Genomic DNA, 25,445 nt, shown 5'->3' with positions numbered 1-25,445 from the left:
ACGCACCGCCTGACCGACGCGCCCCCGACGCCCCGCCCGCACCACCGGCGCCGCACCCGCCGCACGCACTCCGTACGCCCCCACCCCCGAGAGAACCGCGCTCCCGAAAGGACGCCGCCATGCCGACGGGAAGATCCACCACGCTCCACGAGCCGGCCGAGATACGCACGTACAAGGGTCAGGACCGCGCCCTGCGCGCCGACCGCCTCGGCACGGCCGGCCTGCTGCTCTCCGTGCTCGCCGCCAGCGCCCCCCTGATGGTCGTCGCGGGTGTCATGCCCACGACCTTCGGCTTGATGGGCGTCGTCGGCCAGCCCCTCCTTTTCGTCGTGCTGGGACTCGTCCTCGCGCTCTTCAGCGTCGGCTACGCCGAGATGAGCCGCCACGTCCACAACGCCGGCGCCTTCTACGCCTACATCGCGCGCGGCCTCGGCCCCACCGCCGGCGCCGGTGCCGCCCTCGTCGCCCTCGTCGCCTACAGCGCCATGCAGGTCGGCGTCTTCGGCATCCTCGGCTTCGAGATCTCCGGCCTCTTCGCCACCTACCTGGACATCGAGCTCGCCTGGTGGATACCCGCCCTGCTCGCGGTCGCCGCCACCGGCGCCCTCGGCTGGCTCAAGATCGACCTCAACGCCAAGGTGCTCGGCGTCCTCCTCCTGATCGAGTGCGCCCTGGTCGTCGCCTTCGACGCCGCCGCCCTCGCCAAGCCCGGCCCCGAAGGCCTCTCCCTGCACGCCTTCAACCCCGAGACCCTCAGCGGCCCCGGCCTCGGCACCGCCCTGTGCTTCTGCATCGCCGCCTTCGTCGGCTTCGAGCAGTCCCCGGTCTACGCCGAGGAGACCAGCAAGCCGCACATCGTCGTCTCCCGCGTGATGTTCCTCGCCGTCGGCTTCGTCGCGCTGTTCTTCGCCTTCAGCGCCTGGGCCCTCACCGTGGCGACCGGCCCCGGCGAGGTCGTGAAGACCTCCGCCGAAGCAGGCCCCGGCCTGCTCTTCCAGCTCACCGAGTCCCGCCTCGGCGCCACCTTCACCGACGTCCTGCACGTCCTCTTCGTCACCGGCATGTTCGCCGCCATGCTCAGCTTCCACAACGTCGTCGCCCGCTACGCCTTCGCCATGGGCCGCGAGGGCCTGCTCCCCGCCGCCTTCGGCCGCACCAACGCCGGCACCGGGGCCCCCGCCACCGGCTCCCTCCTGCAGACCGGCGTCGCCACCCTGGTCGTCCTCGCCTTCGCCGTCACCGACGACCTGCCCACAGGCGACCCCACCGCCCCCGTCCTGCACCTGTTCACCTGGATGGGCAGCGTCGGCGCCCTCGGTGTGACGCTCCTCATGGCCACCGCCTCCTTCGCCGTGATCGCCTTCTTCGTCCGCCGCGGCACCGCCGGCGCCCAGGTCTGGCGCCTGGTCGCCGCCGGCGCGGCGGGCCTCGCGCTGCTCGCCATCGCCGTCTACACCGTCAAGGACTTCGCGGTCCTGGTCGGCGCCGAGAAGGGTTCCGTCCTCAGCTGGATCCTGCCCGGCATCATCGGGGCCGCAGGCCTCGGCGGCCTGCTCTACGGGGCGATGCTGCGCCGCAGCCGGCCAGAGGTCCACGCCCGGATCGGCCTCGGCAACGAAGCCTTCCGCCTCGATCAGGCAGCAGAGGCGACACCGGTCGACTGACCGCGGTTTCCAGCTCCGACGAAGCCCCCGACACCCGTTTCCAAGGTCGTCGGGGGCTTCGGCGTTCAGGGGCTGATTTTGGCGGCCGGCCGGGCCTCGTGGTCTCCTGGGGCGATCAAACCGCCCGGACCGCATCACAGGGGACATCACCCCGCTCCCTCGCGAGGCGCTCCGGCAGGTGCCTGTCCCACCCACGAAGGCGAAGTCGTACATGAGTGACCGCACCTTGACCGAGGCTCCCGCCCCGGCGCCCTCCCGACATGTCGACGCGGGTGACGAGGGTTACAGCAAGGACCTCAAGTCCCGCCACATCAACATGATCGCGATCGGCGGCGCGATAGGCACCGGCCTCTTCCTCGGTGCGGGCGGCCGCCTCGCCGGCGCGGGCCCCTCCCTCGCGATCGCCTACGCGGTCTGCGGCGTCTTCGCCTTCTTCGTCGTACGGGCCCTCGGCGAGCTGGTCCTCTACCGCCCGTCCTCCGGCGCCTTCGTCAGCTACGCCCGCGAGTTCATGGGCGAGAAGGGCGCCTACACCGCCGGCTGGCTGTACTTCCTCAACTGGTCCACGACCACCGTGGCCGACATCACGGCCGCCGCGACCTACGCCCACTTCTGGTCGATGTTCACCGACGTCCCCCAGTGGGTCCTCGCCTTCATCGCCCTCGCCGTCGTCCTCACCGCGAACCTGATTTCGGTGAAGTACTTCGGCGAGATGGAGTTCTGGTTCTCCCTGGTCAAGGTCGCCGCCCTGGTGATCTTCCTGATCGTCGGCATCTGGCTCGTCGCCACCAGCCACGACATCGGCGGCACCACCCCCGGCTTCGCCAACATCAGCGACAACGGCGGCATCTTCCCCGCCGGCGTACTGCCGATGCTCCTGGTGATCCAGGGCGTCGTCTTCGCGTACGCCTCCGTCGAGCTCTGCGGAGTCGCCGCCGGCGAGACCGAGAACCCCGAGAAGATCATGCCGAAGGCGATCAACTCGATCATGTGGCGCGTGGGCCTCTTCTACGTCGGCTCCGTGGTCCTCCTCGCCCTCCTCCTGCCCTACACGGCGTACTCCTCCGACCAGAGCCCCTTCGTCACGGTCTTCGACAAGCTCGGTGTCCCCGGCGCCGCCGGCATCATGAACCTCGTCGTCCTGACCGCGGCGCTCTCCAGCCTGAACTCCGGCCTCTACTCCACCGGCCGCATCCTGCGCTCGATGTCCCTCGCGGGCTCCGCACCCAAGTTCACCGGCGTCATGAACAAGGGCAAGGTCCCCTACGGCGGCGTCCTGTTCACCGCAGCGTTCGGCGTGGCCGGCGTCGGCCTGAACGCCTGGATGCCCGGCGAGGCCTTCGAGATCGTCCTCAACCTCGCCTCCCTGGGCATCCTCGGCACCTGGGCCATGGTCATGCTCTGCTCGCTCTTCTTCTGGCGCCGCGCGAAGGAGGGCAAGGTCGACCGCCCCGCGTACCGGCTGCCCTGGGCGCCCTACACCCAGATCGTGACCCTCGGCTTCCTCCTCACGGTCCTGGTCCTGATGTGGTGCGACGGCGGCGTCGGCCGCACCACCGTCATGTTCGTCCCGGCCATCGCCGCCCTCCTGGTCGGCGGCTGGTTCCTGGTCCGCGGCCGGGTGGCCGAGCTCGCCGCCCGCCGCTGACCCACCTGCACCCCACCTCACGGGCCCCCGCGCCGGAGCACCCCTCCACCGCGGGGGCCCGTCCCGTTCCCGCCCTCAGCTCCGCCGCGCCGCGGCCCGGGCCGCCGGCGCCGTCACGTCGTCCTGCGCCCGCGCGACCCCCAGCGCCGCGAGCACCGTGTCGAGGAACTCCGGCAGGGCCCCGCCCACCGGCAGCTCCACACCCGTCAGCCGGCGCAGCGAGGTGTCGATGTCCTCCCCGCGGCGTTCGACCAGCCCGTCGGTGAACAGCATCAGGACGCAGCCCGGCTCCAGCGGCAAGGAGGCGGCCTCGTACCGTCCGAAGCCGGCGCCCAGGGGCGGGCCCACCGGCACCGGCACGAGGAACGGTCCCCGCCCGCGGCCGACGACCATCGCGGGCAGGTGCCCCGCACTCGCGTGGACGCACCGTCCGGCCGCCCGGTCGACCAGCACCAGCAGGCACGTGGCCATCCGGTCCAGGCCGCCCGCCGGCACCACCTGGTCGGCCTCCCGCAGGATGTCCGCCGGCTGCTGCCCGGAGGCGGCCAGCGCCCGGACGAGCGAGCGGTAGTGGCGCATCGCCACCGCCGCCTCCACCCCGTGCCCCATCACGTCGCCCATCACCAGCAGCGTCCGGCCCCCCGGAAGGGCCAGGCAGTCGAACCAGTCCCCGCCGACCAGCACGCCCGTCCCCGACGGGAGGTACCGCGAGGCCACCACCAGGTCGTCGTGCGGGAACATCGGCTCCGACAGCAGCGCCTGCTGCAGCTCCAGGGCCATCCCCCGCTCCCGGGCGAACCGCGCCGCCTTCGCCAGGCCGGCGGCCGCCCGCTCGGCGAGGGTCCGGGCCACCACCACGTCCTCCCGCCCGAAGGCCGGGGAGTCGCCGGCCCGCACCAGGGTCAACGTGCCGATCGGGCGGTCCTGGGCGACCAGCGGCACCACCACGCCCGAACGGATGCCCGCCTCCCGGTACGCGGCGACCCGGCCGCTGCTCGGCGCCGCCCGGCCGAGGACCTCGTCGGAGGAGAAGTTCCCGACCCACGGCTCGCCGCTCTCCAGGCTCTGCCGCACCGCCGAGCCACGGTCGGTACTCCACGTACTCCCCGGCCGCGCCCAGCGCCCGCACCCGCGGGGCCAGGTCACGCACCGCCGCCACGGCCACCCGCCGCAGCCGCACGGCGGCCCCGGCGGCGCACTGCCCGCTCCCGACGTCCGGCCGGCCGCCGCCCGGCGGGTCCCGGGGGAGCAGCTCCACGCTCGCCGCGTCGGCCAGCTCCGACACCAGGAACCCGGTCAGCTCGCGACAGGTCGTGTCCACGTCCAGGGTGGTGCCCACCCGCACCGCCGCGGTGTCCAGCAGGAGCAGGCGCCGGTTGGTGCGGGACAGCGCCCGCTGCCGCTCCCGGGGCCCGCTGACCTCCAGCCCGATCCCCGCCAGCCCCAGTACCCGCCCGTCCTCCTCCAGCCGGTGGTACGTCCCGGGACGCGTAGGGGGAGTCCGCGTGGGTCCGGCCCTCCAGGATCAGCTCCCGGGGCCGCCCGTCGCGCAGCACCTGGCGCAGCACCTCGTCGGGGCGCTCCACGTCCGGCAGCACCTCGCCCAGCGTCCGCCCGAGCATGGCCCGCGCGGGCACCCCTTTCATCACGGCCATGTGGGGGCTCACGTACAGGTAGCGCAGGTCGGTGTCCAGGAGGGCGATGCCCGCCCGGGCGCCGTCGAGGACCTCCCTCGGCCGGTCTGCCCGTCCGATGTGGTCCCAACGTAACAACATGCGAAAGAGCCGGTCGGAAGCGATGTCACATCGCTTCCGACCGGCTCTTTCTGGTCCTGGGACCGTGGTGTCCGAGGGGGGACTTGAACCCCCACGCCCGATAAAGGGCACTAGCACCTCAAGCTAGCGCGTCTGCCATTCCGCCACCCGGACAAGGTGTCTGTCTCGCGTCCCTCGCGGGCCGTTCCGACGTGGAAAACATTACCAAACATTCCGGGGTCCTCGATCACACCCCCCGACGGCCGGGGATCGCCCTTGGGGAGAGCGGCCGGGGGCGGGAGGATGGGGAGGTCCGGTACCGACCAGTGGGAGGAAGCAGCGTGAGCGACTCGAGCGCGGGCAGGACCGTCTCCGGCGAGGACGAGGTCGTCGACCTCTGCCGGGACCTCATCCGGATCGACACCAGCAACTACGGAGACCATTCGGGCCCGGGGGAGCGCAAGGCGGCGGAGTGGGTCGCCGAGAAGCTCGCCGAGGTGGGCCTGGAGCCGCAGATCTTCGAATCGCACAAGGGCCGCGCCTCCACCGTCGCGCGGATCGAGGGCGAGGACCCCTCGCGGCCCGCCCTGCTGATCCACGGGCACACCGACGTGGTGCCCGCCAACGCCGCCGACTGGACGTACGACCCCTTCTCGGGCGAGATCGCCGACGGCTGCGTGTGGGGCCGGGGCGCCGTCGACATGAAGGACATGGACGCGATGACCCTGGCCGTCGTCCGCGACCGGATGCGCAGCGGCCGCAAGCCCCCGCGTGACATCGTCCTGGCCTTCCTCGCCGACGAGGAGGCGGGCGGCATCTACGGGGCCCGGCACCTCGTCGACAAGCACCCGGGCCTCTTCGAGGGCGTCACCGAGGCGATCGGCGAGGTCGGCGGCTTCTCCTTCACGGTCAACGAGAACCTGCGCCTCTACCTCGTCGAGACGGCGCAGAAGGGCATGCACTGGATGCGGCTGACCGTCGAGGGCACCGCGGGCCACGGCTCCATGACCAACAACGACAACGCCATCACCGAGCTGTGCGAGGCCGTGGGACGCCTCGGCCGCCACCAGTGGCCGGTCCGCGTCACCAAGACCGTGCGGTCCTTCCTGGACGAGCTGTCCGACGCCCTCGGCACGCCCCTGGACCCGGACGACATGGACGCCACCCTGGCCAAGCTGGGCGGCATCGCCAAGATGGTCGGCGCGACCCTGCGCAACTCGGCGGCCCCGACGATGCTCGGCGCCGGTTACAAGGTCAACGTCATCCCCGGGCAGGCCACCGCCCACGTCGACGGCCGCTTCCTGCCCGGCTACGAGGACGAGTTCTTCGCCGACCTCGACCGGATCCTCGGGCCGCGTGTGAAGCGCGAGGACGTTCACGGGGACAAGGCCCTGGAGACGGACTTCGACGGCCGTCTGGTGGACGCGATGCAGGGCGCCCTCAAGGCCGAGGACCCGATCGCGCGCGCGGTCCCGTACATGCTCTCGGGCGGTACGGACGCCAAGTCCTTCGACGACCTCGGCATCCGCTGCTTCGGCTTCGCCCCGCTGCAGCTCCCGCCGGAGCTGGACTTCGCGGGGATGTTCCACGGCGTGGACGAGCGGGTGCCCGTGGAGGGACTGAAGTTCGGCGCGCGGGTGCTCGACCGATTCATCGACAACGCCTGAGATTCGGGAAGGTGTGCGCATTCCACTGAGAAGAGTGAATGCACTCATACGCTCGTAGCCCCGGTGATCCCTCCTCGTTACAGGTGGTGCGGTCCGCGGCTGGGACCGCATTGCCTACTAGGAGGAACAATGCTCAAGAAGGTTGTCGCCGCTGCGGCTGCCACCGGTGGTCTGGTTCTCGCGGGTGCCGGCATGGCCGTCGCCGACGCTGGTGCCCAGGGTGCGGCCATCGGCTCCCCCGGTGTCCTGTCCGGCAACGTCGTCCAGGTCCCGGTCCACATCCCGGTCAACGTCTGCGGCAACACGATCAACGTGATCGGCCTGCTGAACCCGGCCTTCGGCAACACCTGCGTCAACGCCTGACGCGTCTGAAGTCTTCGGCCCCGGAGCGCATTCCAGCGCTCCGGGGCCACCGGGCTTTCAGGCCCGGAATCACATCTTTCGGCATACCAGGCGGGGGAGCCTGGACGGCCGGGCCGTGGAGCGCCGGCCGAACGTACACACCAGGGGACGAGTACAGATGCGACGACCGGCACAGGTCACCAGGAAGACCCTGATCACGATGGCTGCCGCGGGGGGTGTCCTCGCCCTGGGCGGGGGCTACGCGCACGCGGATTCCGGCGCGAAGGGCCACGCCGCCAACTCTCCGGGCCTGCTGTCCGGGAACACCGTTCAGGCGCCGGTGGACGCGCCGGTGAACGTCTGCGGGAACTCCGTCACGGTGGTGGGAGCCCTCAACCCCGTCTTCGGGAACCACTGCTCCAACATCTCGAACCAGCCGGAGCCGAACCCGCCGACCCACCCGGGCGACGACGAACCGTGCGACGACCACCCTGGGAACCCCGGTAACCCGGGCAACCCGGGCAACCCCGGTAACCCGGGCAACCCCGGTAACCCGGGCAACCCCGGTAGCCCGGGCAACCCCGGTAACCCGGGTAACCCCGGCAACCCGGGTAACCCCGGCAATCCTGGGAACCCCGGCAACCCGGGTAACCCCGGCACTCCCGGTAACCCTGGGAACCCCGGCAACCCGGGTAACCCCGGTAACCCCGGCAATCCTGGGAACCCGGGCAACCCCGGCAACCCGGGCACTCCCGGGACCCCCGAGACTCCGGCCAACCCCGGTACTCCCGGCACCGGTTCGGTCCCCCCGGCACCCGGTCTCGCCGCCACCGGGTCCGGTGACGTGCTGACCGCCGGTCTGCCGATCGCCGGCGGCCTGCTGCTCGCCGGCACCGTGCTCTACCGGCGTGCCCGCAGCGCCGCCTGACGGTCGCTCACGGCGCGGGCCCCGCACCCGGGGGCCCGCGCCTCACGCCTCACCAGGTCGCGCGGACCTGACGGATGATCCGGCGGCGCAGCCGTACGCGGCGGCTGCCGTCCCGGAGCAGGCTCAGCCTGTCCAGCTCCCAGTTCCCGTACTCGGCATGGTCGGTCAGCAGGCGGGTCGCCTCCTTGCGGGGGACCCCGCGGGGCACGTACACATCGACAAATTCGTATTCCGGCATCGGTATCTATTGTGCGGGCACAGGCCTGCTACGGATAGCGTCTGCTGTATGTCTGATGCCGCTCTGCCCACTGTTGCCGAGGTCCGCACCGCCGCCGAGGCGGTCAAGGCCGCGCTCGACCGCCACCTCGCCGCGGTCGAGCGCAGGATCGGGGACGAGGATCCGGACGTCTACGCCGCCTTCAACGAACTCGCCGCCGCCGCCGAGGAGTACGACGAACTCCTCTACGACCGCTACGACGAGGTCACCCCCTTCGAGATCCCGACCCCCGAGGACGGCGTCCCGTACACCGGCCCCGCCGAGCCGGCCGCCTTCAGCGTGCTCATCCGCCGGGACTACGCCGTGGTCGAACCGCCGCGGCTGATCGCCCAGGCGGAACGGGTCGCCACGCACGAGCGCGACCCCGAGTTCGTCCACGACGGCGGCACGGCCGACGCCCTGGGCGTGCTCTTCGCGGAGTACGAACCCGACGAGATCGCCTCCCGCTACAAGGACTTCGGGCTGGAGGAGGGCGACTCCACCCTGTGGATCGCCGCCTCCACGGAGGCCACCGAGCCGGGCGAGTGGCTGGGAGCGCCCTTCGCGCCGATCGACCCGCAGGACGTCCTGCACCGCTTCGACGTCAGCTCCGTCTTCGACGAGGACGCCGACGACTTCGACGGGGAAGAGGACGAGGAGGAGGGAGCCGCGCAGCCGGGGCTGGCCCCCGCCTGACCGTGCTCCCGCCGCCGGTGCCGCGACCGAGAAGGTCCGCCTGCCCCGGCGGAGGCACGACGGCCGTGGCCTCCCACCCCTCGGGGTGGGAGGCCACGGCCGTCCGGGGCCGCTCCGGCCCACCAGGCCCTAGCTGTATTGCCCTGTGAGGTTGGGGACGCGGCTGGCGGGTGGTTTGCCTGCGAGCGCGGTGTGTCCGCGGTGGTGATTGTAGGAGTGCAGCCAGCCGGGGAACGCGTCACGTCGTTCCTGCTCTGACTGGTAGGGGCGGGCGTAGGCCCATTCGTCGAGCAGGGTGCGGTTGAGGCGTTCGACTTTGCCGTTGGTCTGGGGCCGGTAGGGCCGGGTTCGTTTGTGGGTGATCCCGGCCGCCGCCAGGGTGTCGCGCCAGGCGTGGGACTTGTAGCAGGCGCCGTTGTCCGTCAGGACGCGTTCGACGGTGATCCCGACGCTGGTGAAGTAGGCCTGTGCCCGGGCCCAGAACGCGGTGGCGGTCTCCTTCTTCTCGTCGGTGTGGATCTCGCTGTAAGCGAGGCGGGAGTGGTCGTCGACGGCGGTGTGGATGTAGCTGTAGCCCGTGCCGGACCTGGTCTTGCGGCCGGCCTGTCGGCCGAGGGCCTTGTGACCGCCGCCGTCGGGGATGTTGCCGAGCTTCTTGATGTCGACGTGGACGAGTTCGCCGGGCTTGTCGCGTTCGTAGCGTCGTATGGGCCGGCCGGTGGCCCGGTCCAGGTGAGACAGGCGGGCCAGGCCGAACCGGGTCAGCACTCGGTGCACGGTGGAGGGCACCAGGCCGAGCAGGTGGGCGATGCGGGCGGGTCCCCACCGGCGCAGGACGCGGACCTTGATGATCCGGCGTTCGGTGCGGGTCAGGGTGCGGCGCGGGCTGTGGTGCGGGCGGGAGGACCGGTCGTACATGCCGGCCTCGCCCAGGGTCCGGTAGCGGGCGGCCCACCGCTGGGCAGTGGTGGGCGAGACCTGGAACCGGTCGGCCGCGCGTCGCAGCGGCCAGCCGTCTTCGACCACGCAGCGGGCCAGGCGCAGTCGTCCGGTCTCGGTCAGGGGTGCATTACGGTGGGGCATGAGGGCCTTCTGCCGGTTGGTGTAGACGTCGCAATCCACACCGAACCCGGAAGGCCCTCACCCATTCAAGATCCCTCAGCCGAGACCTGCATCACCCGGCCACAACCTCCCTGGACAGAACACCTAGCCGTCCTGCCCGTCGGCGGCCGTCAGGGACTTCAGCAGACCCGCCAGCCGGGTCGTGCGCGGCTTCGCCGGGACCTCGGCCACCGCGCGGGGCAGCGCCTGGTCGACGCCGTGCACCACCGACAGGTGCCGCTCGGCCCGCCCGAACGCCGTGTACACCCAGTCCCGCGAAAGGGCCTGCGCCGCGTCCCCGGGGAGCACCACCACCACCGCGGGCCAGCGCCCGCCCACCGCCTGATGTGCCGTCACCGCCCAGCCGTGCCGCACCCGGGCCTCGACGAACTCCTTCGGCACCACGATGCGTACGTCCCCGCGCTCCAGGTGCAGGCCCTCCGCGTCCGCGGAGACCACCCTGGCCGGCTCGGCCCGTCCCGGCGCCGGCACGTGTACGACCCGGTCGCCCGGGTCGAAGCCGCCGAACCGGCCCGGGCCCGGGTTCAGCCGCTCCTTCAGCGCCGCGTTCAGAGCCCGCGTCCCGGCGGCCCCGCCGTGCCCCGGGGTGATCACCTGCACCTCGTCGGCGCGGACGCCGAAGGCCCGCGGGACCGACTCGGCCACCAGCTGCACGGTGCGGTGCACGGCCTCCCCGGCGTCCTGCACCGGGACGATGACGACCTCCTTGCCGGGCGCGTCGACCTGGTTCAGCTCGCCGATCCCGATGCCGGAGACCAGCTCGCCGACCGGCCCCGGATCCGGGGTACGGGAGACCACCTGCGGGCACGTACGGGCTGCCAGCACATCGGCGAACACCTGCCCGGCCCCCGCCGACCCCAGCACGCCCGGGTCCCCGGACAGCACCAGCCGGGCCCCGTCCGGCACGGACTCCACGAGGGCGGCCGCGCCCTCCACGTCGAGCTGCGGCGCGTCCAGCACCACCAGCAGGTCCACGGCGAACTGCCCGTCGGCGTCCCGCCCCGGGCCCTCCGTACCGGCGAGCAGCCCGGCCACGGTGACCGCGTCCGGGCCGCCGCCGGGGGCGTGCGCGGCCAGGCAGACCCGCAGGCCCAGGGCCCGCGCCGCCGTGACCAGGGCCAGCGGTTCGGCGCGGGCGGCCTCGCCGCCGGTGTGCGCGACCAGGCCGTGGCCGGCGGCCGCACGGATCAGCTCGGCGGCGGAGGGCCCCGGCGCCGACGCGGCGGCCTCCTTCCAGTCCGCCGGGCTCTCGAAGGTGCTGCTCAGCCGGGCGAGGCCGTCGGCGAGGCTCTCCTCGGCCATCGCGGCCCCCTCCAGGCCCACGAGGATGCGTACCGGCTGCTCCTCGCCCTCCTCCACCGGCGGGCCGAGGGGCTCGTGGAAGACCAGGACCGAACCGTCCGCGACGGCCCCCTCCAGGGCCTCCGACGGATCCGGGACGCCGTACTGCGCGAGGGCCTTCTCCAGCAGCGGCGCCTCCAGAACGGTGTGCCCCTTCAGCCCGGCCTGCTCCAGCAGCCAGCCCACCAGGACGGCCGTGCGCCGCTCGTCGCCGGGGCCGGCCTCGGCACCCAGCAGGGCGCGCGCGAAACCGTCCGCCTGGGCGGGACGCACCGAAGCGACGGCCAGCAGCCGCCAGGGATTCGCCGCGAGCTCGCGGGCCGCCCCGTCGCCGAGGGCCGCGGCGGCGGCAGCGGCCAGGGTCTCGGGGGCGCCCCCGCGTGCCAGGACGGCCCGGACGCCGTCCACGGTGTCGGCGGAGGGAGCCGTGGGCTCCGGGGCGGGGGCCGCCCGGCGCGGCGGCGGGGGAGCGGGCGCCGCCTTGCGGGGGGCGGCCGGGGCGTCGTCGAAGTATCCGGCGGAGGGCTGCGTCCCGCTCTCCACGGCCCGTACGGCGGCCAGCAGGTCGGCGGCCTTCCCGCTCAGCTTGCCGCCGGCCTCGACGGGCGCCTCCCGCTCGGCCCTGCGGCGGGCGATCCGCTCCCGTTCGACCCGCTGCGCGGCCAGCTCGGCCTGCGCCTCGCTGAGTTCGGGTGCGGCCGGGGCGCTGCCGTCCTGCCCGGCGGCGGCCCCGGTGCCGTCCGCCGCGGACTCCTCGGCAGTCCCGTCCCCGCCGGCGGCGGGGTCCGCGCCCGCCGGGTCCGCGTCCGGCCCGTGCGGGCCCTCCGGGGCCGCGGACGGCCCGGCCTCCGGGGCGGCCGGGTCCTCCGCGGCGGCGGTGTCGGCCTGAGGGTCCGTACTCACAGCGTGCTCCAGTCCTGATCGGGGTAGCGGTGCAGCGGTGCCGAGACGTCGTCCAGAGCCCGGCAGATCTCCTCGGGAAGACTAAGGGCCTCCACCGACAACGCCGCCGCGAGCTGCGCCGATGTCCGCGCGCCGACGATCGGGGCGACCACGCCGGGCCGGTCCCTGACCCAGGCCAGGGCCACCTGCAGCGGGGTGACGGCCAGCCCCTGGGCCGCCGTGACCACCGCGTCCACGATCCGGCCCGCCGCCTCGTCGAGGTACGGGTCCACCAGCGCGGCCAGGGAGGGGGAGGCGCCCCGCGAATCGGCCGGGGTGCCGTCGCGGTACTTGCCCGTCAGCACCCCGCGGCCCAGCGGCGAGGACGGCAGCAGCCCCACCCCGAGGTCCAGCGCGGCCGGCAGCACCTCCCGCTCCACACCGCGCTGCAGCAGCGAGTACTCCATCTGCGTCGAGGCGATCCTGGTCCGCACGCCGGGCGCGGCCAGCTGCCAGGTGGCCGCCTTCGCCAGCTGCCAGCCGCAGTAGCCCGCCACACCCGCGTAGCGGGCCCGGCCGCTGCTCACGGCCAGGTCCAGCGCCTGCAGGGTCTCCTCCAGCGGGGTGTCCGGGTCGAAGGCGTGCAGCTGCCAGAGGTCGACGTGGTCGGTGCCCAGGCGGTCCAGCGAGGCGTCCAGGGCCGCCAGCAGGTGCCCGCGGGAGCCGTCGAAGCGCCGGTCCGGGTCCCGGACGCTGCCCGCCTTCGTCGCGATCACCAGGTCCCGGCGCGGCACGAGCCCGTCCATCAGCCTTCCGAGGAGGTACTCCGCCTCCCCGCCGCCGTAGACGTCGGCGGTGTCCACGAGCGTGCCGCCCGCCTCCCAGAAGGTCTTCACCTGCTCGGCGGCGGCTTCCTCGCCGGTGTCGCGGCCCCAGGTCAGGGTGCCGAGGCCGATCCGGGAGACGCGCAGTCCGGTGCGGCCGAGATGCCTGTGCTCCATGAGCGCTGAGACTACTGGGGCGCTGACGCGGAGCACCGGGGCGCGCTAGAGTCCCCGCACACCTACGTTACTGATCGGTACACCGGTAAGGGGACGACACATGCGGCTCGGCATCAATCTGGGGTACTGGGGCGCGGGCATGGACGGCGACAACCTCGCCGTCGCCCAGGAGGCCGACCGCCTGGGATACGACGTCTGCTGGGCCGCGGAGGCCTACGGATCCGACGCTCCGACCGTGCTCTCCTGGGTCGCCGCCCAGACCGAGCGCATCGACGTCGGCTCCGCGATCATGCAGATCCCGGCCCGCCAGCCCGCGATGACCGCCATGACGGCGGCCACCCTGGACTCCCTCACGAAGGGCCGCTTCCGCCTCGGCCTGGGCGTCTCCGGACCGCAGGTCTCCGAGGGCTGGTACGGCGTCACCTTCGACAAGCCCCTCGCCCGCACCCGCGAGTACGTGGAGATCGTCCGCAAGGCCATGAGCCGCGAGCGCCTCACCTACGAGGGCGAGCACTGGACGCTGCCGCTGCCCGGCGGCCCGGGCAAGCCGATCAAGCTCACCGTGCACCCGGAGCGCGAGCACATCCCGCTCTACATCGCGGCCATCGGGCCCAAGAACCTGGAGCAGACCGGCGAGATCGCCGACGGCGCCCTGCTGATCTTCCCGGCCGCCGAGCACCTGGAGGCCACCGCGCTCACCCACATCCGGGCGGGCCGCGAGAAGGCCGGCCTGACCATGGACGGCTTCGACGTCTGCCCGACCGTGCCGCTCGCCCTCGGCGACGACGTGAACGCCCTCGCCGACATGTTCCGCCCGTACACCGCCCTCTACGTCGGCGGCATGGGCAGCCGCAAGCAGAACTTCTACAACCAGCTCGCCGGGCGCATGGGCTACGAGAAGGAAGCCGCCGAGATCCAGGACAAGTACCTGGCGGGCGACAAGAACGGCGCCGCCGAGGCCGTCCCGCACGCGCTGATCGACTCGACCACCCTGCTCGGACCGGTCGAGCGCATCGCCGACGGGATGCGCGCCTACGCGGAGGCCGGAGTCACCACCCTCACCCTGGCCCCGGCCGGATTCACGCTCGACGAGCGGATCGCCGCCCTGCGCGCCGGCACCGAAGCCATGGAGCGCGCGGGCCTCGCCTGATGGGGTGGACCTGCGGCCGTGGTGGGGGCTCGGGGGTCTTCCCCGCCACGGCCGACACCCCCACAACGCGCGGGGGACCCCCGGGGTTACGCGCCGCGCCCCGCGCCTTCGGTTCGTTCATTCGGACGAGCCGCGCGGGCGCGCGGTTGCCCGCCCCGGCGACCGGCGTTTGACTCGTTCCATGCTCTCTGCCCGCAGCCTGTTCCAGGAGATCGTCGACAACGACGACTCCTTCCAGCTGTTCTGTTCCATCGCCGCCAGCGGGGAGGCCCAGGGCGGCTGGGAGAACGCGCGCATCGCGGCCCTGGTGCCCGACGGCATGCGCGACCTCGCGCCGAAGATCGTCCGCCACGGCGCCGACGAGGACAAGCACGGCCGGATCTTCAACGCCCTGCTGCGCAAGCGCGGCCTGCCCCCCGTGCCCGTCCCGCCCGAGACCGACTACACCATGCTGCTGGAACGCCGCGGCATCGGCCTCGCACACGAAAAACTGCGCCGCCGGGAACCGCTGAGCGAGCGCGACATCGTCGTCTACCTCGCGCACAGCCGCGTCACCGAACAGCGCGCCGCCGACCAGATGGACATGCTCGTCAGGTACTTCGGCGACCACCCCGAGGTCGGCAGGGCCATCCACATGATCAGCAACGACGAGGACAACCACCTCGCCTACTGCCACGAGGAACTGCTCCGCCTGGCCCGCGCCGGCCACGGCCGGACCATCCAGCAGGTCCTCCGCGAGAGCGCGCTCGCCGAGATCTCCGTCTACCGCGACGTCAGCCTCGCCGTCATGGACCACATGGGACGCCTGCTGCACTGGCCCGCGCCCAAGGCCGCCCTCCTCGCCGCGGGCATCCGCGCCCTGTACGCCTACGAGCGCTTCAGCGGCTGGCACCGGATGGTGGACCTGCGGATGCCGCAGCGCCGCAACGCCCTCGGCGGCGCCCCCCTTCCCGCCTCCGGCCTGGCCTAGCCCCGTCCCGCGCGCGGGACCGGCCGCTACAGCCAGCCCCGCCGCTTGAACATCCGGTGCAGGCCCAGGCAGACGCCCACCATCACCAGCACCACCACCGGATAGCCCCAGACCTGCCGGAGCTCCGGCATGTGCTCGAAGTTCATCCCGTAGATCCCCGCGACCATCGTGGGCACCGCCGCCATGGCCGCCCAGGCCGAGATCTTGCGCATGTCGTCGTTCTGTCGCAGGCCCGTCTGCGCCAGATGGGCGGCGAGCGCGTCCGACAGCAGCCGGTCCAGGCCCTCGATGTACTCGCTCGCCTTGGTCAGGTGGTCCGCCACGTCGCGGAAGAACGGCTGCGCGTGCTCGTGGACGAACGGCACCTCCCCGAAGGCCAGGCGGTCCATCGGCTGCAGCAACGGGTTCGTCGCCCGCCGGAACTCCAGCACCTGCCGTTTGAAGGCGTAGATCCGGGCGGCCGTGTTCTTCGTGTCCGAGGCGTTCGGCGCGAACACGTCCGCCTCCAGCTCCTCCAGGTCCGCCTGGAGCTCGGCCGCCACCTCGATGTAGTGGTCCACCACCGCGTCGGACACCGCGTACAGCACCGCCGTCGGCCCGTGCCGCAGCACCTTCGGATCCTCCTCCAGCCGGTGGCGCACGGCGGCCAGCGGAGCCCCCTCGCCGTGCCGGACCGTGACCACGAAGGAATCCCCGATGAACAGCATCAGCTCGCCCGCCGACACCGTGTCCGTCGCCTCGTCGTAGAGCACCGGCTTCAGCACCACGAACAGCGAGTCGTCGTACACCTCCAGCTTCGGACGCTGGTGCGCGGTCAGCGCGTCCTCCACCGCCAGCGGATGCAGGCCGAACTCACGGCTGACGTGATCGAATTCCGCTTCCGTCGGCTCGTACATGCCGATCCACAGGAACGCGTCACCGCTCGCCCGCGCCGCGTCCAGCGCGTCGGAGAGGTCCCCGGGCCCCTCGATGCGGCGCCCGCCGCGGTAGATCGCGCAATCCACAATCACACGCAGTATTCTCACCCGCCCCGGCCCCGCCCGCACGCCCCCGCGACCGCCTAGGCTGGCCCCCATGGCCACGCTGATCCTCGTACGGCACGGGCGGTCCACCGCCAACACCGCAGGGCTCCTCGCCGGGTGGACCCCCGGCGTGGCCCTCGACGAGCGGGGGGCCGAGCAGGCCGCCGCGCTGCCCGGACGGCTCGCGGGCGTACCGCTCGCCGCCGCCGTCACCAGCCCGCTGCAACGCTGCCGCGAGACCCTCGCGCCCCTGCTGGCCGCCCGGCCGGAACTGGAACTCCACACGGACGAGCGCATCGGCGAGTGCCACTACGGCGACTGGTCCGGCCGCAAACTCGCCGAGCTCTCCGAAGAACCCCTCATGAAGATCGTCCAGCAGCACCCCTCCGCGGCCGCCTTCCCCGGCGGCGAGTCCATGCGCGCCATGCAGGCCCGCGCCGTGGACGCCGTACGGGACTGGAACGACCGCGTCGAGGAGCAGCACGGCAGCGACGCCGTCTTCCTGATGTGCTCCCACGGAGACATCATCAAGTCCCTTGTCGCGGACGCCCTGGGCATGCACCTGGACCTCTTCCAGCGCATCCACGTCGACCCCTGCTCCGTGACGGCCATCCGCTACACCCCGACCCGCCCCTTCGTCTTCCGGCTCGGCGACACCGGCGACTTCGGCGGGCTCGTACGCCGCCCCGCCGCCGAACCGGTCGCCTCCGACAAGGACACCGAGGACGCCGGGGACGCCGTCGTAGGGGGCGGCGCGGGCGCGGCGTGATCGGCGGGCGCAGTAGGGTGGACGGGCCAACACAAGGGCGCAGACCTGCCCCCACCGCCGAGACTTGGAGACTGGACGTGCCCCGTCAGGTGTTCCTCTACGACCCCCCGGACCGCTTCGTGGCCGGCACGGTCGGTCTGCCGGGACGCCGGACGTTCTTCCTCCAGGCCTCCTCCGGCCCCCGCGTCACCAGCGTCTCCCTGGAGAAGACCCAGGTCGCCGCGCTGGCCGAGCGGATGGACGAGCTGCTCGACGAGGTCGTGCGGCGCACCGGCGGCAACGCCCCGGTCCCCGCCGTCGCCCCCGCCGAGGCCGCCGACACCGCGCCCCTGGACGTCCCGGTCGACGAGGAGTTCCGCGTCGGCACCATGGCCCTGGCCTGGGACGGCGAGGAACAGCGCATGATCGTCGAGGCCCAGGCCCTCGTGGAGCTCGACGCGGACTCCGACGAGGACCTCGCCGAGGCCGAGGAACGGCTCCTCCAGGACGAGGAGAACGGCCCGCCGATGCTGCGTGTCCGCCTCACCGGCGCCCAGGCCCGCGCCTTCGCCAAGCGGGCCCTGGACGTGGTCAACGCGGGCCGCCCGCCCTGCCCCCTGTGCAGCCTGCCACTGGACCCGGAGGGACACGTGTGCCCGCGCCAGAACGGCTACCGGCGCCAGGCGTGACGGACCCGGGGGACATCGAGGAACTGCTCGCCGAGGGCGAGCTGACCGTCGTGGGCCGGATCAGGGAGGCGTCCAACGCCGTCCTGCTCTGCACCGTGACCCGCGACGGCACCAGCACCGAGTGCGTCTACAAGCCGGTCAAGGGCGAGCGCCCGCTGTGGGACTTCCCCGACGGCAACCTCGCCCGCCGCGAGGTCGCCGCCTACCTGGTCTCCCGCGCCACCGGATGGGACCTGGTCCCCGCCACCGTGCTGCGCGACGGACCCTACGGCGAGGGCATGGTCCAGCAGTGGATCGCATCGGCGGGGCCGGAGGGCGAATCCCCGGAGGGAGCCCTCCTCGCGCTCGTCGAGGGCGAGGAGGCCGGGGACGGCTGGAAGCCCGTGGCCCTCGCCGAGGTCGGCGAAGGCCGCACCGCCCTCCTCGTGCACGCCGACGACCCGCGGCTGCGCCGCCTCTCCGTCCTCGACGCCGTGATCAACAACGGTGACCGCAAGGGCGGCCACCTGCTGCCCGCGACCGACGGACGGCTCTACGGCATCGACCACGGCGTGACCTTCCACTCCGAGGACAAGCTGCGCACCCTGCTGTGGGGGTGGGCGGGGGAGCCGCTGACCGACGAGGCCCGCGACACGCTCACCCGCCTCGCCGCCGATCTGGCCGAGGGAGCCCCCCTCGCCACCCGGCTGGCCGAACTGATCACCACGGCCGAGCTGGCCGCCGTACGGGACCGGGTGGCGCACCTGCTGAGCACCGGCACCCACCCCCACCCGTCCGGGCAGTGGCCCGCGATCCCCTGGCCACCGGTCTGAACCGGCCACCGGCCGGACGCACAGAACCGGCCGGACCGCAAGAGCGCCGATCCAGACAACAGTGCAGGTCCGGTTCGTTACCGGAACATGCGTCCGGTTAGGCTCGAGACATGCATGCCTGGCCCGCTTCTGAGGTCCCCGCCCTTCCCGGCAAGGGCCGCGACCTCCAGATCCACGACACCGCGACCCAGGGGAAGATCACCCTCGACCCCGGTCCCGTCGCCCGCATCTACGTCTGCGGCATCACCCCGTACGACGCGACCCACATCGGTCACGCGGCGACCTACAACGCGTTCGACCTCGTGCAGCGCGTGTGGCTCGACACCAAGCGGCAGGTCCACTACGTCCAGAACGTCACGGACGTGGACGACCCGCTCCTGGAGCGGGCCCAGCGCGACGGCCACGACTGGACCGAGCTCGCCGAACGCGAGACCGCGCTCTTCCGCGAGGACATGACCGCCCTGCGGATGCTGCCGCCGCAGCACTACATCGGCGCCGTCGAGGCCATACCGGGCATCGTGCCCCTGGTCGAGCGGCTCCGGGACGCCGGCGCCGCCTACGAGCTCGACGGCGACATCTACTTCTCCGTCGAGGCCGACCCGCACTTCGGCGGGGTCTCCCACCTCGACGCCGAGGCGATGCGCCTGCTCTCCGCCGAGCGCGGCGGCGACCCCGACCGGGCCGGCAAGAAGAACCCGCTGGACCCGATGCTGTGGATGGCGGCCCGCCCCGGCGAGCCGAGCTGGGACGGCGGCTCGCTGGGCCGCGGCCGGCCGGGCTGGCACATCGAGTGCGTCGCGATCGCCCTCGACCACCTGGGCATGGGCTTCGACATCCAGGGCGGCGGATCCGACCTGGCCTTCCCGCACCACGAGATGGGCGCCTCGCACGCGCAGGCCCTGACGGGCGAGTTCCCGATGGCCAAGGCGTACGTCCACGCGGGCATGGTCGCCCTGCACGGCGAGAAGATGTCCAAGTCGAAGGGCAACCTCGTCTTCGTGTCCGCGCTGCGGCGCGCCGGCGTGGACCCGGCGGCGATCCGCCTGGCCCTGCTGTCGCACCACTACCGGGCGGACTGGGAGTGGACGGACGCCGTCCTCGCCGAGGCCGTGGCCCGCCTGGAGCGGTGGCGCGCGGCCGTCTCCCGCCCCGACGGCATCCCGGCCGACGGCCTGGTCGAGGAGGTCCGCGAGGCCCTGGCGAACGACCTCGACGCCCCCGCGGCCCTGGCCGCCGTCGACCGCTGGGTGGAGCGGCAGAACGCCACCGACGGCGACGACGAGTCGGCCCCCGGCCTGGTCTCCCGGACCGTGGACGCCCTCCTGGGCGTGGCCCTGTAACGCCGCCCGCACACCTCGAACGTCGGCGGGGCTGGAAGATCCAGCCCCGCCGACGTTCGAGGCGCGGGGTGTGGGGCGGAGCCCCACGAGGCCCCGGCCCGGCCCCGCCCCGCTACGAGCCCGGGGTGTCCTCGCCCGGTTCCTCCGGCGGAGCCTCCGGGGGCGGTGGAGACACCGGCGGCTGCGGCTTCGGGGGCCGGGGGAGACCCCCGCCCGTGTCCCGCAGGTACGAGCCGTCGCCCGGATCCGCCGCCGGGCCCGCCGCCGGGTCACGGCGGCGCAGGTACCGCTCGAACTCGCGGGCGATCGCGTCGCCCGACGCCTCCGGCAGGTCCGCGGTGTCCCGCGCCTCCTCCAGCGTCTGGACGTACTCCGCCACCTCGCTGTCCTCGGCGGCCAGTTGGTCCACGCCCAGCTGCCACGCCCGCGCGTCCTCGGGCAGCTCGCCCAGCGGGATCCTGATGTCGATCAGGTCCTCCAGCCGGTTCAGCAGTGCCAGCGTCGCCTTCGGGTTCGGCGGCTGCGACACGTAGTGCGGCACCGCCGCCCACAGCGACACCGCCGGCACCCCCGCGTGCGTACAGGCCTCCTGGAGGATGCCCACGATGCCCGTGGGGCCCTCGTACTTGGTCTCCTCCAGTTCCATGGTCCGCGCCAGGTCGGCGTCGGAGGTGACCCCGCTCACCGGCACCGGCCGGGTGTGCGGGGTGTCCCCGAGGAGCGCCCCCAGGATGACCACCATCTCCACGCCCAGCTCGTGCGCGAAGCCGAGGATCTCGTTGCAGAACGACCGCCACCGCATGGACGGTTCGATTCCGCGCACCAGCACCAGGTCCCGCGGCTTGGCCCCGCCGATCCGGACCACGGACAGCCGGGTCGTGGGCCACGTGATCTTCCGTACCCCGTTGTCCAGCCACACCGTGGGCCTGTTGACCTGGAAGTCGTAGTAGTCCTCGGCGTCCAGAGCCGCGAAGACCTCGCCCTTCCACTCCCGGTCCAGGTGTGCGACCGCACCGGAGGCCGCGTCACCCGCGTCGTTCCAGCCCTCGAACGCGGCCACCATGACCGGGTCGATCAGCTCGGGCACGCCCTCAAGCTCGATCACCCAGGTCTCCTTCCGAAGTTCCTTGCGTACGTGGGTCAGCCTAAGCCTTGTGGGGACACCGGCCACAGCCCACGACAGAGGGGCGGTTCCCCTCGGAACCGCCCCTCTTCCCCACCTGCGTGGGAGCTATGCCTTGCGGCCCAGCATCTCCTCGACCCGGGCCTTCACCGCGTCGTCGTCCAGACCGCGGATCGTGACCGTCGTACGGCGGCGCAGCACGTCGTCGACCGTCTCGGCCCACTCGTGGTCCCGGGCGTAGGCGACCTGCGCCCAGATCTCCGGACCGTCCGGGTGGATGCGCTCGGCCAGCGCCGGGTCCTCGTTCGCTATGCGCGCGATGTCGAAGGCCAGCGAGCCGTAGTGCGAGGCCAGGTGGCGCGCGGTCAGCGGGTCCATCCGGGCGCCCGGCTCGCGGTCCACCAGCAGCCGGTGGGCGACCGCGTTGGGGTTGGCGACACCGGGCAGCGGAACGCGCCGCACGAGGGACTTCACCGGCTCCATGTCCTCGGTCAGCGGGCTGCCGGGGAGCTTGGCCAGCTTGTCCATGACGACGCGGCCGATGTGCCGGTACGTGGTCCACTTGCCGCCGGCGACGGACAGCATGCCGCCCGCGCCCTCGGAGACGACCGTCTCGCGCTTGGCCTTCTCCACCCCGCCGGGACCGCCGGGCAGCACCCGCAGGCCGGCGAAGGCGTAGGTCATCAGCGAGCGGTCGAGGTCGGCGTCCTTCACCGAGAAGGCCGCCTCGTCCAGGATCTGCTGGATGTCGGACTCGGTGGCGCGCACGTCCGCCGGGTCGCCCTCGTACACCTCGTCCGTGGTGCCGAGCAGCAGCTGGTCCTCCCACGGGAGGGCGAAGGTGATGCGGTACTTGTCGATCGGGGTGGCCATGGCGGCCTTCCACGGCGACTTGCGCTTCATGACGATGTGCGCGCCCTTGGAGAGGCGGATCGACGGCAGCGAGTGCTTGTCTTCCATGCGCCGCAGGTGGTCCACCCACGGGCCGGTGGCGTTGAGCACGACGCGGGCGTCGACCCCGAACTCGGTGCCGTCCAGGCGGTCCTTGAGCTCGGCACCGGTGACCCGGCCGCCGGTCTTGCGCAGCCCGGTGACCTCGGCGTGGTTGAGGACGACCGCACCGGACTCGACGGCCGCGCGGACCGTCATCACGGCGACGCGGGAGTCGTTCATCTGGTGGTCGTAGTAGACCGCGACGGCCTTGAGGTTGTCGGTCTTCAGACCGGGGTTGTCGGCGACGGCACGGGCCGGGGATATGACCTTGCCCATGCCGTCGCCGAAGGCCGAGAGGGCGGAGTAGGCGAAGACGCCCGCGCCCAGCTTGGCCGCACCCACCGGACCGCCCTTGTAGACCGGCAGGTAGAACGTGAGCGGGTTGACCAGGTGCGGGGCCACGTCCTTGGCCAGCACCCGCCGCTCGTGGTGGTTCTCCGCCACCAGCTTGACCGCGCCGGTCTGCAGGTAGCGCAGACCGCCGTGGACGAGCTTGGAGGAGGCCGACGAGGTGGCGCCGGCGAAGTCGCCGGCGTCCACCATGGCAACCCGCAGACCCGACTGCGCGGCGTGCCAGGCCACCGAGGTGCCCAGGATTCCACCACCGATGACCAGCAGGTCGTACGTGGCCTTCGCCAGCTGCTCGCGGGTCTCGGCACGGCTCGCGTTCGCGCCGGCGGTCGGGTGCGTACCCAGGGCGGGAACGCTCTGCAGGGTGCTCATATCTCTTTCAGCTCCTCGTCGATTGACTCAGCTGGTGCGGTCAGCTGGCGTCTTCGTCGTCGACCCAGCCCATGGACCGCTCCACGGCCTTGAGCCAGCTCTTGTACTCGCGCTCCCGCTGCTCGGCGGGCATCCGCGGGGTCCACTCGGCCGCGCGGCGCCAGTTGGCGCGCAGGGCGTCGGTGTCGGGCCAGAAGCCGACGGCCAGGCCGGCGGCGTAGGCGGCGCCGAGGCAGGTGGTCTCGGCGACCATCGGACGGACCACGGGGGCGTCCAGGAAGTCCGAGAGCGTCTGCATCAGCAGGTTGTTGGAGGTCATGCCGCCGTCGACCTTGAGGGCCGCGAGCTCGACGCCCGAGTCCTTGGTCATGGCGTCGGTGATCTCACGGGTCTGCCAGGCGGTGGCCTCCAGGACGGCACGGGCGATGTGCGCCTTGGTGACGTACCGGGTGAGGCCGGCGATCACACCGCGGGCGTCGGCACGCCAGTACGGGGCGAACAGGCCGGAGAAGGCCGGCACGAAGTAGGCGCCGCCGTTGTCCTCCACGGAGGAGGCCAGGGTCTCGATCTCGGCCGCGGACTTGATCAGGCCCATCTGGTCGCGCATCCACTGGACGAGCGAGCCGGTGACGGCGATGGAGCCCTCCAGCGCGTAGACCGGCTTCTGGTCGCCGATCTGGTAGCCGACCGTGGTCAGCAGGCCGCTGTAGGAGTTGATGACCTTGTCGCCGGTGTTCATGAGCATGAACGTTCCGGTGCCGTAGGTGGACTTGGCCTCGCCCTCGGCGAAACAGGTCTGGCCGAAGAGGGCGGCCTGCTGGTCGCCGAGCGCCGAGGCGACCGGGACACCGGCGAGGACGCCGTCCTTGACGTGGCCGTAGACCTCGGCCGAGGACTTGATCTCGGGGAGCACGTTGAGCGGGACGCCCATGGACTCGGCGATCTTCTCGTCCCAGGCCAGGGTGTGCAGGTTCATCAGCATGGTGCGCGAGGCGTTGGTGACGTCCGTGACGTGCACACCGCCCTCGGTGCCACCGGTGAGGTTCCAGATGACCCAGGAGTCCATGGTGCCGAAGAGGATGTCGCCTGCCTCGGCGCGCTCGCGCAGGCCCTCGACGTTGTCGAGCAGCCAGCGGACCTTCGGGCCCGCGAAGTAGCTCGCCAGCGGCAGGCCGGTCTCGCGGCGGAAGCGGTCCTGGCCGACGTTGCGGCCGAGCTCCTTGCAGAGCGCGTCGGTACGGGTGTCCTGCCAGACCAGCGCGTTGTGGACCGGCTCGCCCGTGTGGCGGTCCCACAGCAGGGTGGTCTCGCGCTGGTTGGTGATGCCGACGGCCTTGACGTCGGCCGCGGTGATCTCCGCCTTGGCGATGGCTCCGGCGACGACCTCCTGGACGTTGGTCCAGATCTCGTTGGCGTCGTGCTCGACCCAGCCGGGCTTCGGGAAGATCTGCTCGTGCTCCTTCTGGTCGACGCCGACGATGCGGCCGTCGCGGTCGAAGACGATGCAGCGGGAAGAGGTGGTGCCCTGGTCGATCGCGGCGATGAAGGGGCCGGTGCTCGTGGTCATAGTGGCTGCTCCTGGCAGATCTGGTGAGTAGGCGGAATCAGGAGGGCGGTGCGGATCTTGCGATCGTGCCGGTACTGCTGATCAGGCGAACGCGATGTTGTAGAGACCGCCGGCGAGAACGGCGCCGACGAGCGGGCCGACCACCGGGATCCAGGAGTAACCCCAGTCGGAGCCGCCCTTGTTGGGCAGCGGCAGCAGGGCGTGCACGATGCGCGGACCGAGGTCGCGCACCGGGTTGATGGCGTAGCCGGTCGGGCCACCCAGGGAGAGGCCGATGCCGACGACCACGAAGGAGGTGATCAGGACACCGATGACGCCGAGGCCCTTGCCGTCGTCCTGGAGGCCCTGGGTCAGGATCGCCAGGACCAGGACGGCGGTACCGATGATCTCCGTCGCGAGGTTCTGGACGACATTACGGATCTCGGGGCCCGTGGAGAAGATGCCGAGCACCGGGCCGGCCACGTCGTGCGGGTGCGGGTCCTCCGGGCCGAGCGTGGCGTCGCGGATGTGCTCCGGGTCGGCCAGGTGGACGCGGAACTGCCCGTAGTAGGTGATCCACATCAGGACGGCGCCGAGCATGGCGCCCAGCAGCTGGCCGGCGAAGTAGACCGGGGTGTCGCCCCACTCGCCGGTCTTGACGGCGAGGCCGACGGTGACCGCCGGGTTCAGGTGGGCCCCCGACAGCGGCGCGGAGACGTAGGCGGCGATCAGAACGGCGAAGCCCCAGCCGAACGTGATGGCGAGCCAGCCCGCGTTGCGTGCCTTGGAGCTCTTGAGCGTCACTGCGGCGCAGACGCCACCGCCGAGAAGGGTGAGCAGGGCGGTACCGATGGTCTCGCCGATGAAGATGTCGGAGCTGGACACCCGCGACTCCTTTGTACGTCCAGGGGTGGGCGGACACCGGGTCCCTCCGGTGGTTCCGCGCACTCGGTGAGTGCTGCACCGGTCCGTGGCCTTGTCGCATCCTAGCGCGTATTGCCGGTAGGTGTTCGACAATGTCGACCGGT

Annotated in this window: 23 protein-coding genes and 1 tRNA gene; 12 read left to right on the top strand and 12 right to left on the bottom strand. The window is 72.4% G+C overall.

The genetic code is table 11. From position 1 onward, the window contains the following. Nucleotides 1–119 precede the first annotated feature (119 nt). On the top strand, nucleotides 120–1,664 hold the full coding sequence (locus ACPU2J_RS07555; RefSeq protein ID WP_361601953.1) for an APC family permease: 1,545 nt from the start codon (nucleotides 120–122) through the stop codon (nucleotides 1,662–1,664). Between the two features lie 211 nt (nucleotides 1,665–1,875). After that, on the top strand, nucleotides 1,876–3,312 hold the full coding sequence (locus tag ACPU2J_RS07550; RefSeq protein WP_365499523.1) for an amino acid permease: 1,437 nt from the start codon (nucleotides 1,876–1,878) through the stop codon (nucleotides 3,310–3,312). 75 nt (nucleotides 3,313–3,387) lie between these two features. Here ACPU2J_RS07550 and ACPU2J_RS07545 read toward each other — a convergent pair whose 3' ends face one another. The 3 genes from ACPU2J_RS07545 to ACPU2J_RS07535 form a co-directional block, all read right to left on the bottom strand. After that, entirely contained in the window at nucleotides 3,388–4,386 is a 999-nt protein-coding gene (locus tag ACPU2J_RS07545; RefSeq protein ID WP_423832985.1) for a PP2C family protein-serine/threonine phosphatase, read from the bottom strand. A gap of 68 nt (nucleotides 4,387–4,454) precedes the next feature. Continuing rightward, nucleotides 4,455–5,087: a PAS domain-containing protein gene (locus ACPU2J_RS07540; RefSeq protein ID WP_423832984.1), complete on the bottom strand. Its 633-nt coding sequence runs from the start codon at nucleotides 5,085–5,087 to the stop codon at nucleotides 4,455–4,457. Between the two features lie 65 nt (nucleotides 5,088–5,152). Beyond that, nucleotides 5,153–5,240: transfer RNA gene (locus ACPU2J_RS07535), tRNA-Leu, on the bottom strand. 167 nt (nucleotides 5,241–5,407) lie between these two features. Between ACPU2J_RS07535 and ACPU2J_RS07530 the strand changes: the two genes are divergently transcribed. The 3 genes from ACPU2J_RS07530 to ACPU2J_RS07520 all read left to right on the top strand — a co-directional run bounded on the left by ACPU2J_RS07530 (nucleotide 5,408) and on the right by ACPU2J_RS07520 (nucleotide 8,003). After that, the gene (locus tag ACPU2J_RS07530; RefSeq protein WP_361601944.1) at nucleotides 5,408–6,733 is read left to right on the top strand and encodes a M20/M25/M40 family metallo-hydrolase; all 1,326 of its coding nucleotides are present in this window, start codon (nucleotides 5,408–5,410) and stop codon (nucleotides 6,731–6,733) included. Between the two features lie 129 nt (nucleotides 6,734–6,862). Next, complete coding sequence (chpH, locus tag ACPU2J_RS07525; RefSeq protein WP_361601941.1) at nucleotides 6,863–7,096, top strand: chaplin ChpH; 234 nt, start codon at nucleotides 6,863–6,865, stop codon at nucleotides 7,094–7,096. 157 nt (nucleotides 7,097–7,253) lie between these two features. Continuing rightward, nucleotides 7,254–8,003, top strand: a complete 750-nt coding sequence (locus ACPU2J_RS07520; protein ID WP_423832983.1) for a chaplin — start codon at nucleotides 7,254–7,256, stop codon at nucleotides 8,001–8,003. Nucleotides 8,004–8,052: 49 nt separating this feature from the next. On the opposite strand, the gene ACPU2J_RS07515 is transcribed toward ACPU2J_RS07520, so the two are convergent. Continuing rightward, on the bottom strand, nucleotides 8,053–8,241 hold the full coding sequence (locus ACPU2J_RS07515) for a DUF5703 family protein (protein WP_361601935.1): 189 nt from the start codon (nucleotides 8,239–8,241) through the stop codon (nucleotides 8,053–8,055). A gap of 48 nt (nucleotides 8,242–8,289) precedes the next feature. Here ACPU2J_RS07515 and ACPU2J_RS07510 point away from each other — a divergent pair, with 48 nt between their 5' ends. Then, nucleotides 8,290–8,955, top strand: coding sequence for a hypothetical protein (locus tag ACPU2J_RS07510; protein ID WP_420081287.1), 666 nt, complete (start codon nucleotides 8,290–8,292; stop codon nucleotides 8,953–8,955). A 129-nt stretch (nucleotides 8,956–9,084) separates the two neighbouring features. Here the strand turns inward: ACPU2J_RS07510 and ACPU2J_RS07505 are convergent, their stop codons facing one another. The 3 genes from ACPU2J_RS07505 to ACPU2J_RS07495 form a co-directional block, all read right to left on the bottom strand. Continuing rightward, complete coding sequence (locus ACPU2J_RS07505) at nucleotides 9,085–10,038, bottom strand: IS481 family transposase (RefSeq protein WP_423832982.1); 954 nt, start codon at nucleotides 10,036–10,038, stop codon at nucleotides 9,085–9,087. A gap of 123 nt (nucleotides 10,039–10,161) precedes the next feature. After that, nucleotides 10,162–12,333 (bottom strand): ATP-dependent DNA helicase, encoded by a 2,172-nt coding sequence (locus tag ACPU2J_RS07500; RefSeq protein ID WP_423834935.1) that lies wholly within the window; start codon nucleotides 12,331–12,333, stop codon nucleotides 10,162–10,164. Continuing rightward, nucleotides 12,318–13,301, bottom strand: a complete 984-nt coding sequence (locus tag ACPU2J_RS07495; protein WP_361601244.1) for an aldo/keto reductase — start codon at nucleotides 13,299–13,301, stop codon at nucleotides 12,318–12,320. Before ACPU2J_RS07495 ends, ACPU2J_RS07500 begins: the two co-directional genes overlap by 16 nt. A gap of 100 nt (nucleotides 13,302–13,401) precedes the next feature. On the opposite strand from ACPU2J_RS07495, the gene ACPU2J_RS07490 reads away from it, so the two are divergent. Beyond that, nucleotides 13,402–14,451, top strand: coding sequence for an LLM class F420-dependent oxidoreductase (locus tag ACPU2J_RS07490; protein ID WP_420081290.1), 1,050 nt, complete (start codon nucleotides 13,402–13,404; stop codon nucleotides 14,449–14,451). Between the two features lie 181 nt (nucleotides 14,452–14,632). Further along, entirely contained in the window at nucleotides 14,633–15,421 is a 789-nt protein-coding gene (locus ACPU2J_RS07485; protein ID WP_423832981.1) for a ferritin-like domain-containing protein, read from the top strand. 26 nt (nucleotides 15,422–15,447) lie between these two features. On the opposite strand, the gene ACPU2J_RS07480 is transcribed toward ACPU2J_RS07485, so the two are convergent. After that, nucleotides 15,448–16,440, bottom strand: coding sequence for a magnesium and cobalt transport protein CorA (locus ACPU2J_RS07480; RefSeq protein WP_420082483.1), 993 nt, complete (start codon nucleotides 16,438–16,440; stop codon nucleotides 15,448–15,450). A gap of 55 nt (nucleotides 16,441–16,495) precedes the next feature. On the opposite strand from ACPU2J_RS07480, the gene ACPU2J_RS07475 reads away from it, so the two are divergent. From ACPU2J_RS07475 to mshC, 4 genes are all read left to right on the top strand, one after another. Continuing rightward, nucleotides 16,496–17,212, top strand: a complete 717-nt coding sequence (locus tag ACPU2J_RS07475; RefSeq protein ID WP_420081292.1) for a histidine phosphatase family protein — start codon at nucleotides 16,496–16,498, stop codon at nucleotides 17,210–17,212. Nucleotides 17,213–17,289: 77 nt separating this feature from the next. Continuing rightward, nucleotides 17,290–17,880: a DUF3090 domain-containing protein gene (locus ACPU2J_RS07470; protein ID WP_030723320.1), complete on the top strand. Its 591-nt coding sequence runs from the start codon at nucleotides 17,290–17,292 to the stop codon at nucleotides 17,878–17,880. Further along, nucleotides 17,844–18,692 carry an SCO1664 family protein gene (locus tag ACPU2J_RS07465; protein WP_423832980.1) on the top strand — a complete coding sequence of 283 codons (849 nt, stop codon included), beginning with the start codon at nucleotides 17,844–17,846 and terminating at the stop codon, nucleotides 18,690–18,692. The genes ACPU2J_RS07470 and ACPU2J_RS07465 overlap by 37 nt, the downstream gene beginning before the upstream one ends. Before the next feature lie 110 nt (nucleotides 18,693–18,802). Further along, on the top strand, nucleotides 18,803–20,032 hold the full coding sequence (mshC, locus tag ACPU2J_RS07460; RefSeq protein ID WP_361601259.1) for a cysteine--1-D-myo-inosityl 2-amino-2-deoxy-alpha-D-glucopyranoside ligase: 1,230 nt from the start codon (nucleotides 18,803–18,805) through the stop codon (nucleotides 20,030–20,032). Nucleotides 20,033–20,144: 112 nt separating this feature from the next. Here mshC and ACPU2J_RS07455 read toward each other — a convergent pair whose 3' ends face one another. From ACPU2J_RS07455 to ACPU2J_RS07440, 4 genes are all read right to left on the bottom strand, one after another. Continuing rightward, the gene (locus ACPU2J_RS07455) at nucleotides 20,145–21,137 is read right to left on the bottom strand and encodes a PAC2 family protein (protein WP_423832979.1); all 993 of its coding nucleotides are present in this window, start codon (nucleotides 21,135–21,137) and stop codon (nucleotides 20,145–20,147) included. Nucleotides 21,138–21,263: 126 nt separating this feature from the next. Further along, nucleotides 21,264–22,871 carry a glycerol-3-phosphate dehydrogenase/oxidase gene (locus ACPU2J_RS07450; protein WP_361601265.1) on the bottom strand — a complete coding sequence of 536 codons (1,608 nt, stop codon included), beginning with the start codon at nucleotides 22,869–22,871 and terminating at the stop codon, nucleotides 21,264–21,266. 40 nt (nucleotides 22,872–22,911) lie between these two features. Then, a complete protein-coding gene (glpK, locus tag ACPU2J_RS07445) occupies nucleotides 22,912–24,438 on the bottom strand; it encodes a glycerol kinase GlpK (protein ID WP_365083585.1) in 1,527 nt (508 codons plus the stop codon). An 81-nt stretch (nucleotides 24,439–24,519) separates the two neighbouring features. Further along, nucleotides 24,520–25,302 carry an MIP/aquaporin family protein gene (locus ACPU2J_RS07440; protein ID WP_361601271.1) on the bottom strand — a complete coding sequence of 261 codons (783 nt, stop codon included), beginning with the start codon at nucleotides 25,300–25,302 and terminating at the stop codon, nucleotides 24,520–24,522. Nucleotides 25,303–25,445 lie beyond the last annotated feature (143 nt).

The sequence above is a fragment of the Streptomyces manipurensis genome (assembly GCF_049570255.1).
GTDB classification, from domain to species: domain Bacteria; phylum Actinomycetota; class Actinomycetes; order Streptomycetales; family Streptomycetaceae; genus Streptomyces; species Streptomyces manipurensis.
The sequence above is the reverse complement of the archived record's forward strand: the minus strand, read 5'-3'. Positions and strand labels throughout refer to the sequence as shown.

What these genes read in the sequence shown, in the direction of transcription:
- ACPU2J_RS07555 (WP_361601953.1), top strand. Translation starts at nt 120, where the DNA reads ATGCCGACGGGAAGATCCACCACGCTCCACGAGCCGGCCGAGATACGC.
- ACPU2J_RS07550 (WP_365499523.1), top strand. Translation starts at nt 1,876, where the DNA reads ATGAGTGACCGCACCTTGACCGAGGCTCCCGCCCCGGCGCCCTCCCGA.
- ACPU2J_RS07540 (WP_423832984.1), bottom strand. Translation starts at nt 5,087, where the DNA reads ATGTTGTTACGTTGGGACCACATCGGACGGGCAGACCGGCCGAGGGAG.
- chpH (WP_361601941.1), top strand. Translation starts at nt 6,863, where the DNA reads ATGCTCAAGAAGGTTGTCGCCGCTGCGGCTGCCACCGGTGGTCTGGTT.
- ACPU2J_RS07520 (WP_423832983.1), top strand. Translation starts at nt 7,254, where the DNA reads ATGCGACGACCGGCACAGGTCACCAGGAAGACCCTGATCACGATGGCT.
- ACPU2J_RS07515 (WP_361601935.1), bottom strand. Translation starts at nt 8,241, where the DNA reads ATGCCGGAATACGAATTTGTCGATGTGTACGTGCCCCGCGGGGTCCCC.
- ACPU2J_RS07510 (WP_420081287.1), top strand. Translation starts at nt 8,290, where the DNA reads ATGTCTGATGCCGCTCTGCCCACTGTTGCCGAGGTCCGCACCGCCGCC.
- ACPU2J_RS07505 (WP_423832982.1), bottom strand. Translation starts at nt 10,038, where the DNA reads ATGCCCCACCGTAATGCACCCCTGACCGAGACCGGACGACTGCGCCTG.
- ACPU2J_RS07495 (WP_361601244.1), bottom strand. Translation starts at nt 13,301, where the DNA reads ATGGAGCACAGGCATCTCGGCCGCACCGGACTGCGCGTCTCCCGGATC.
- ACPU2J_RS07490 (WP_420081290.1), top strand. Translation starts at nt 13,402, where the DNA reads ATGCGGCTCGGCATCAATCTGGGGTACTGGGGCGCGGGCATGGACGGC.
- ACPU2J_RS07485 (WP_423832981.1), top strand. Translation starts at nt 14,633, where the DNA reads ATGCTCTCTGCCCGCAGCCTGTTCCAGGAGATCGTCGACAACGACGAC.
- ACPU2J_RS07475 (WP_420081292.1), top strand. Translation starts at nt 16,496, where the DNA reads ATGGCCACGCTGATCCTCGTACGGCACGGGCGGTCCACCGCCAACACC.
- mshC (WP_361601259.1), top strand. Translation starts at nt 18,803, where the DNA reads ATGCATGCCTGGCCCGCTTCTGAGGTCCCCGCCCTTCCCGGCAAGGGC.
- ACPU2J_RS07450 (WP_361601265.1), bottom strand. Translation starts at nt 22,871, where the DNA reads ATGAGCACCCTGCAGAGCGTTCCCGCCCTGGGTACGCACCCGACCGCC.
- glpK (WP_365083585.1), bottom strand. Translation starts at nt 24,438, where the DNA reads ATGACCACGAGCACCGGCCCCTTCATCGCCGCGATCGACCAGGGCACC.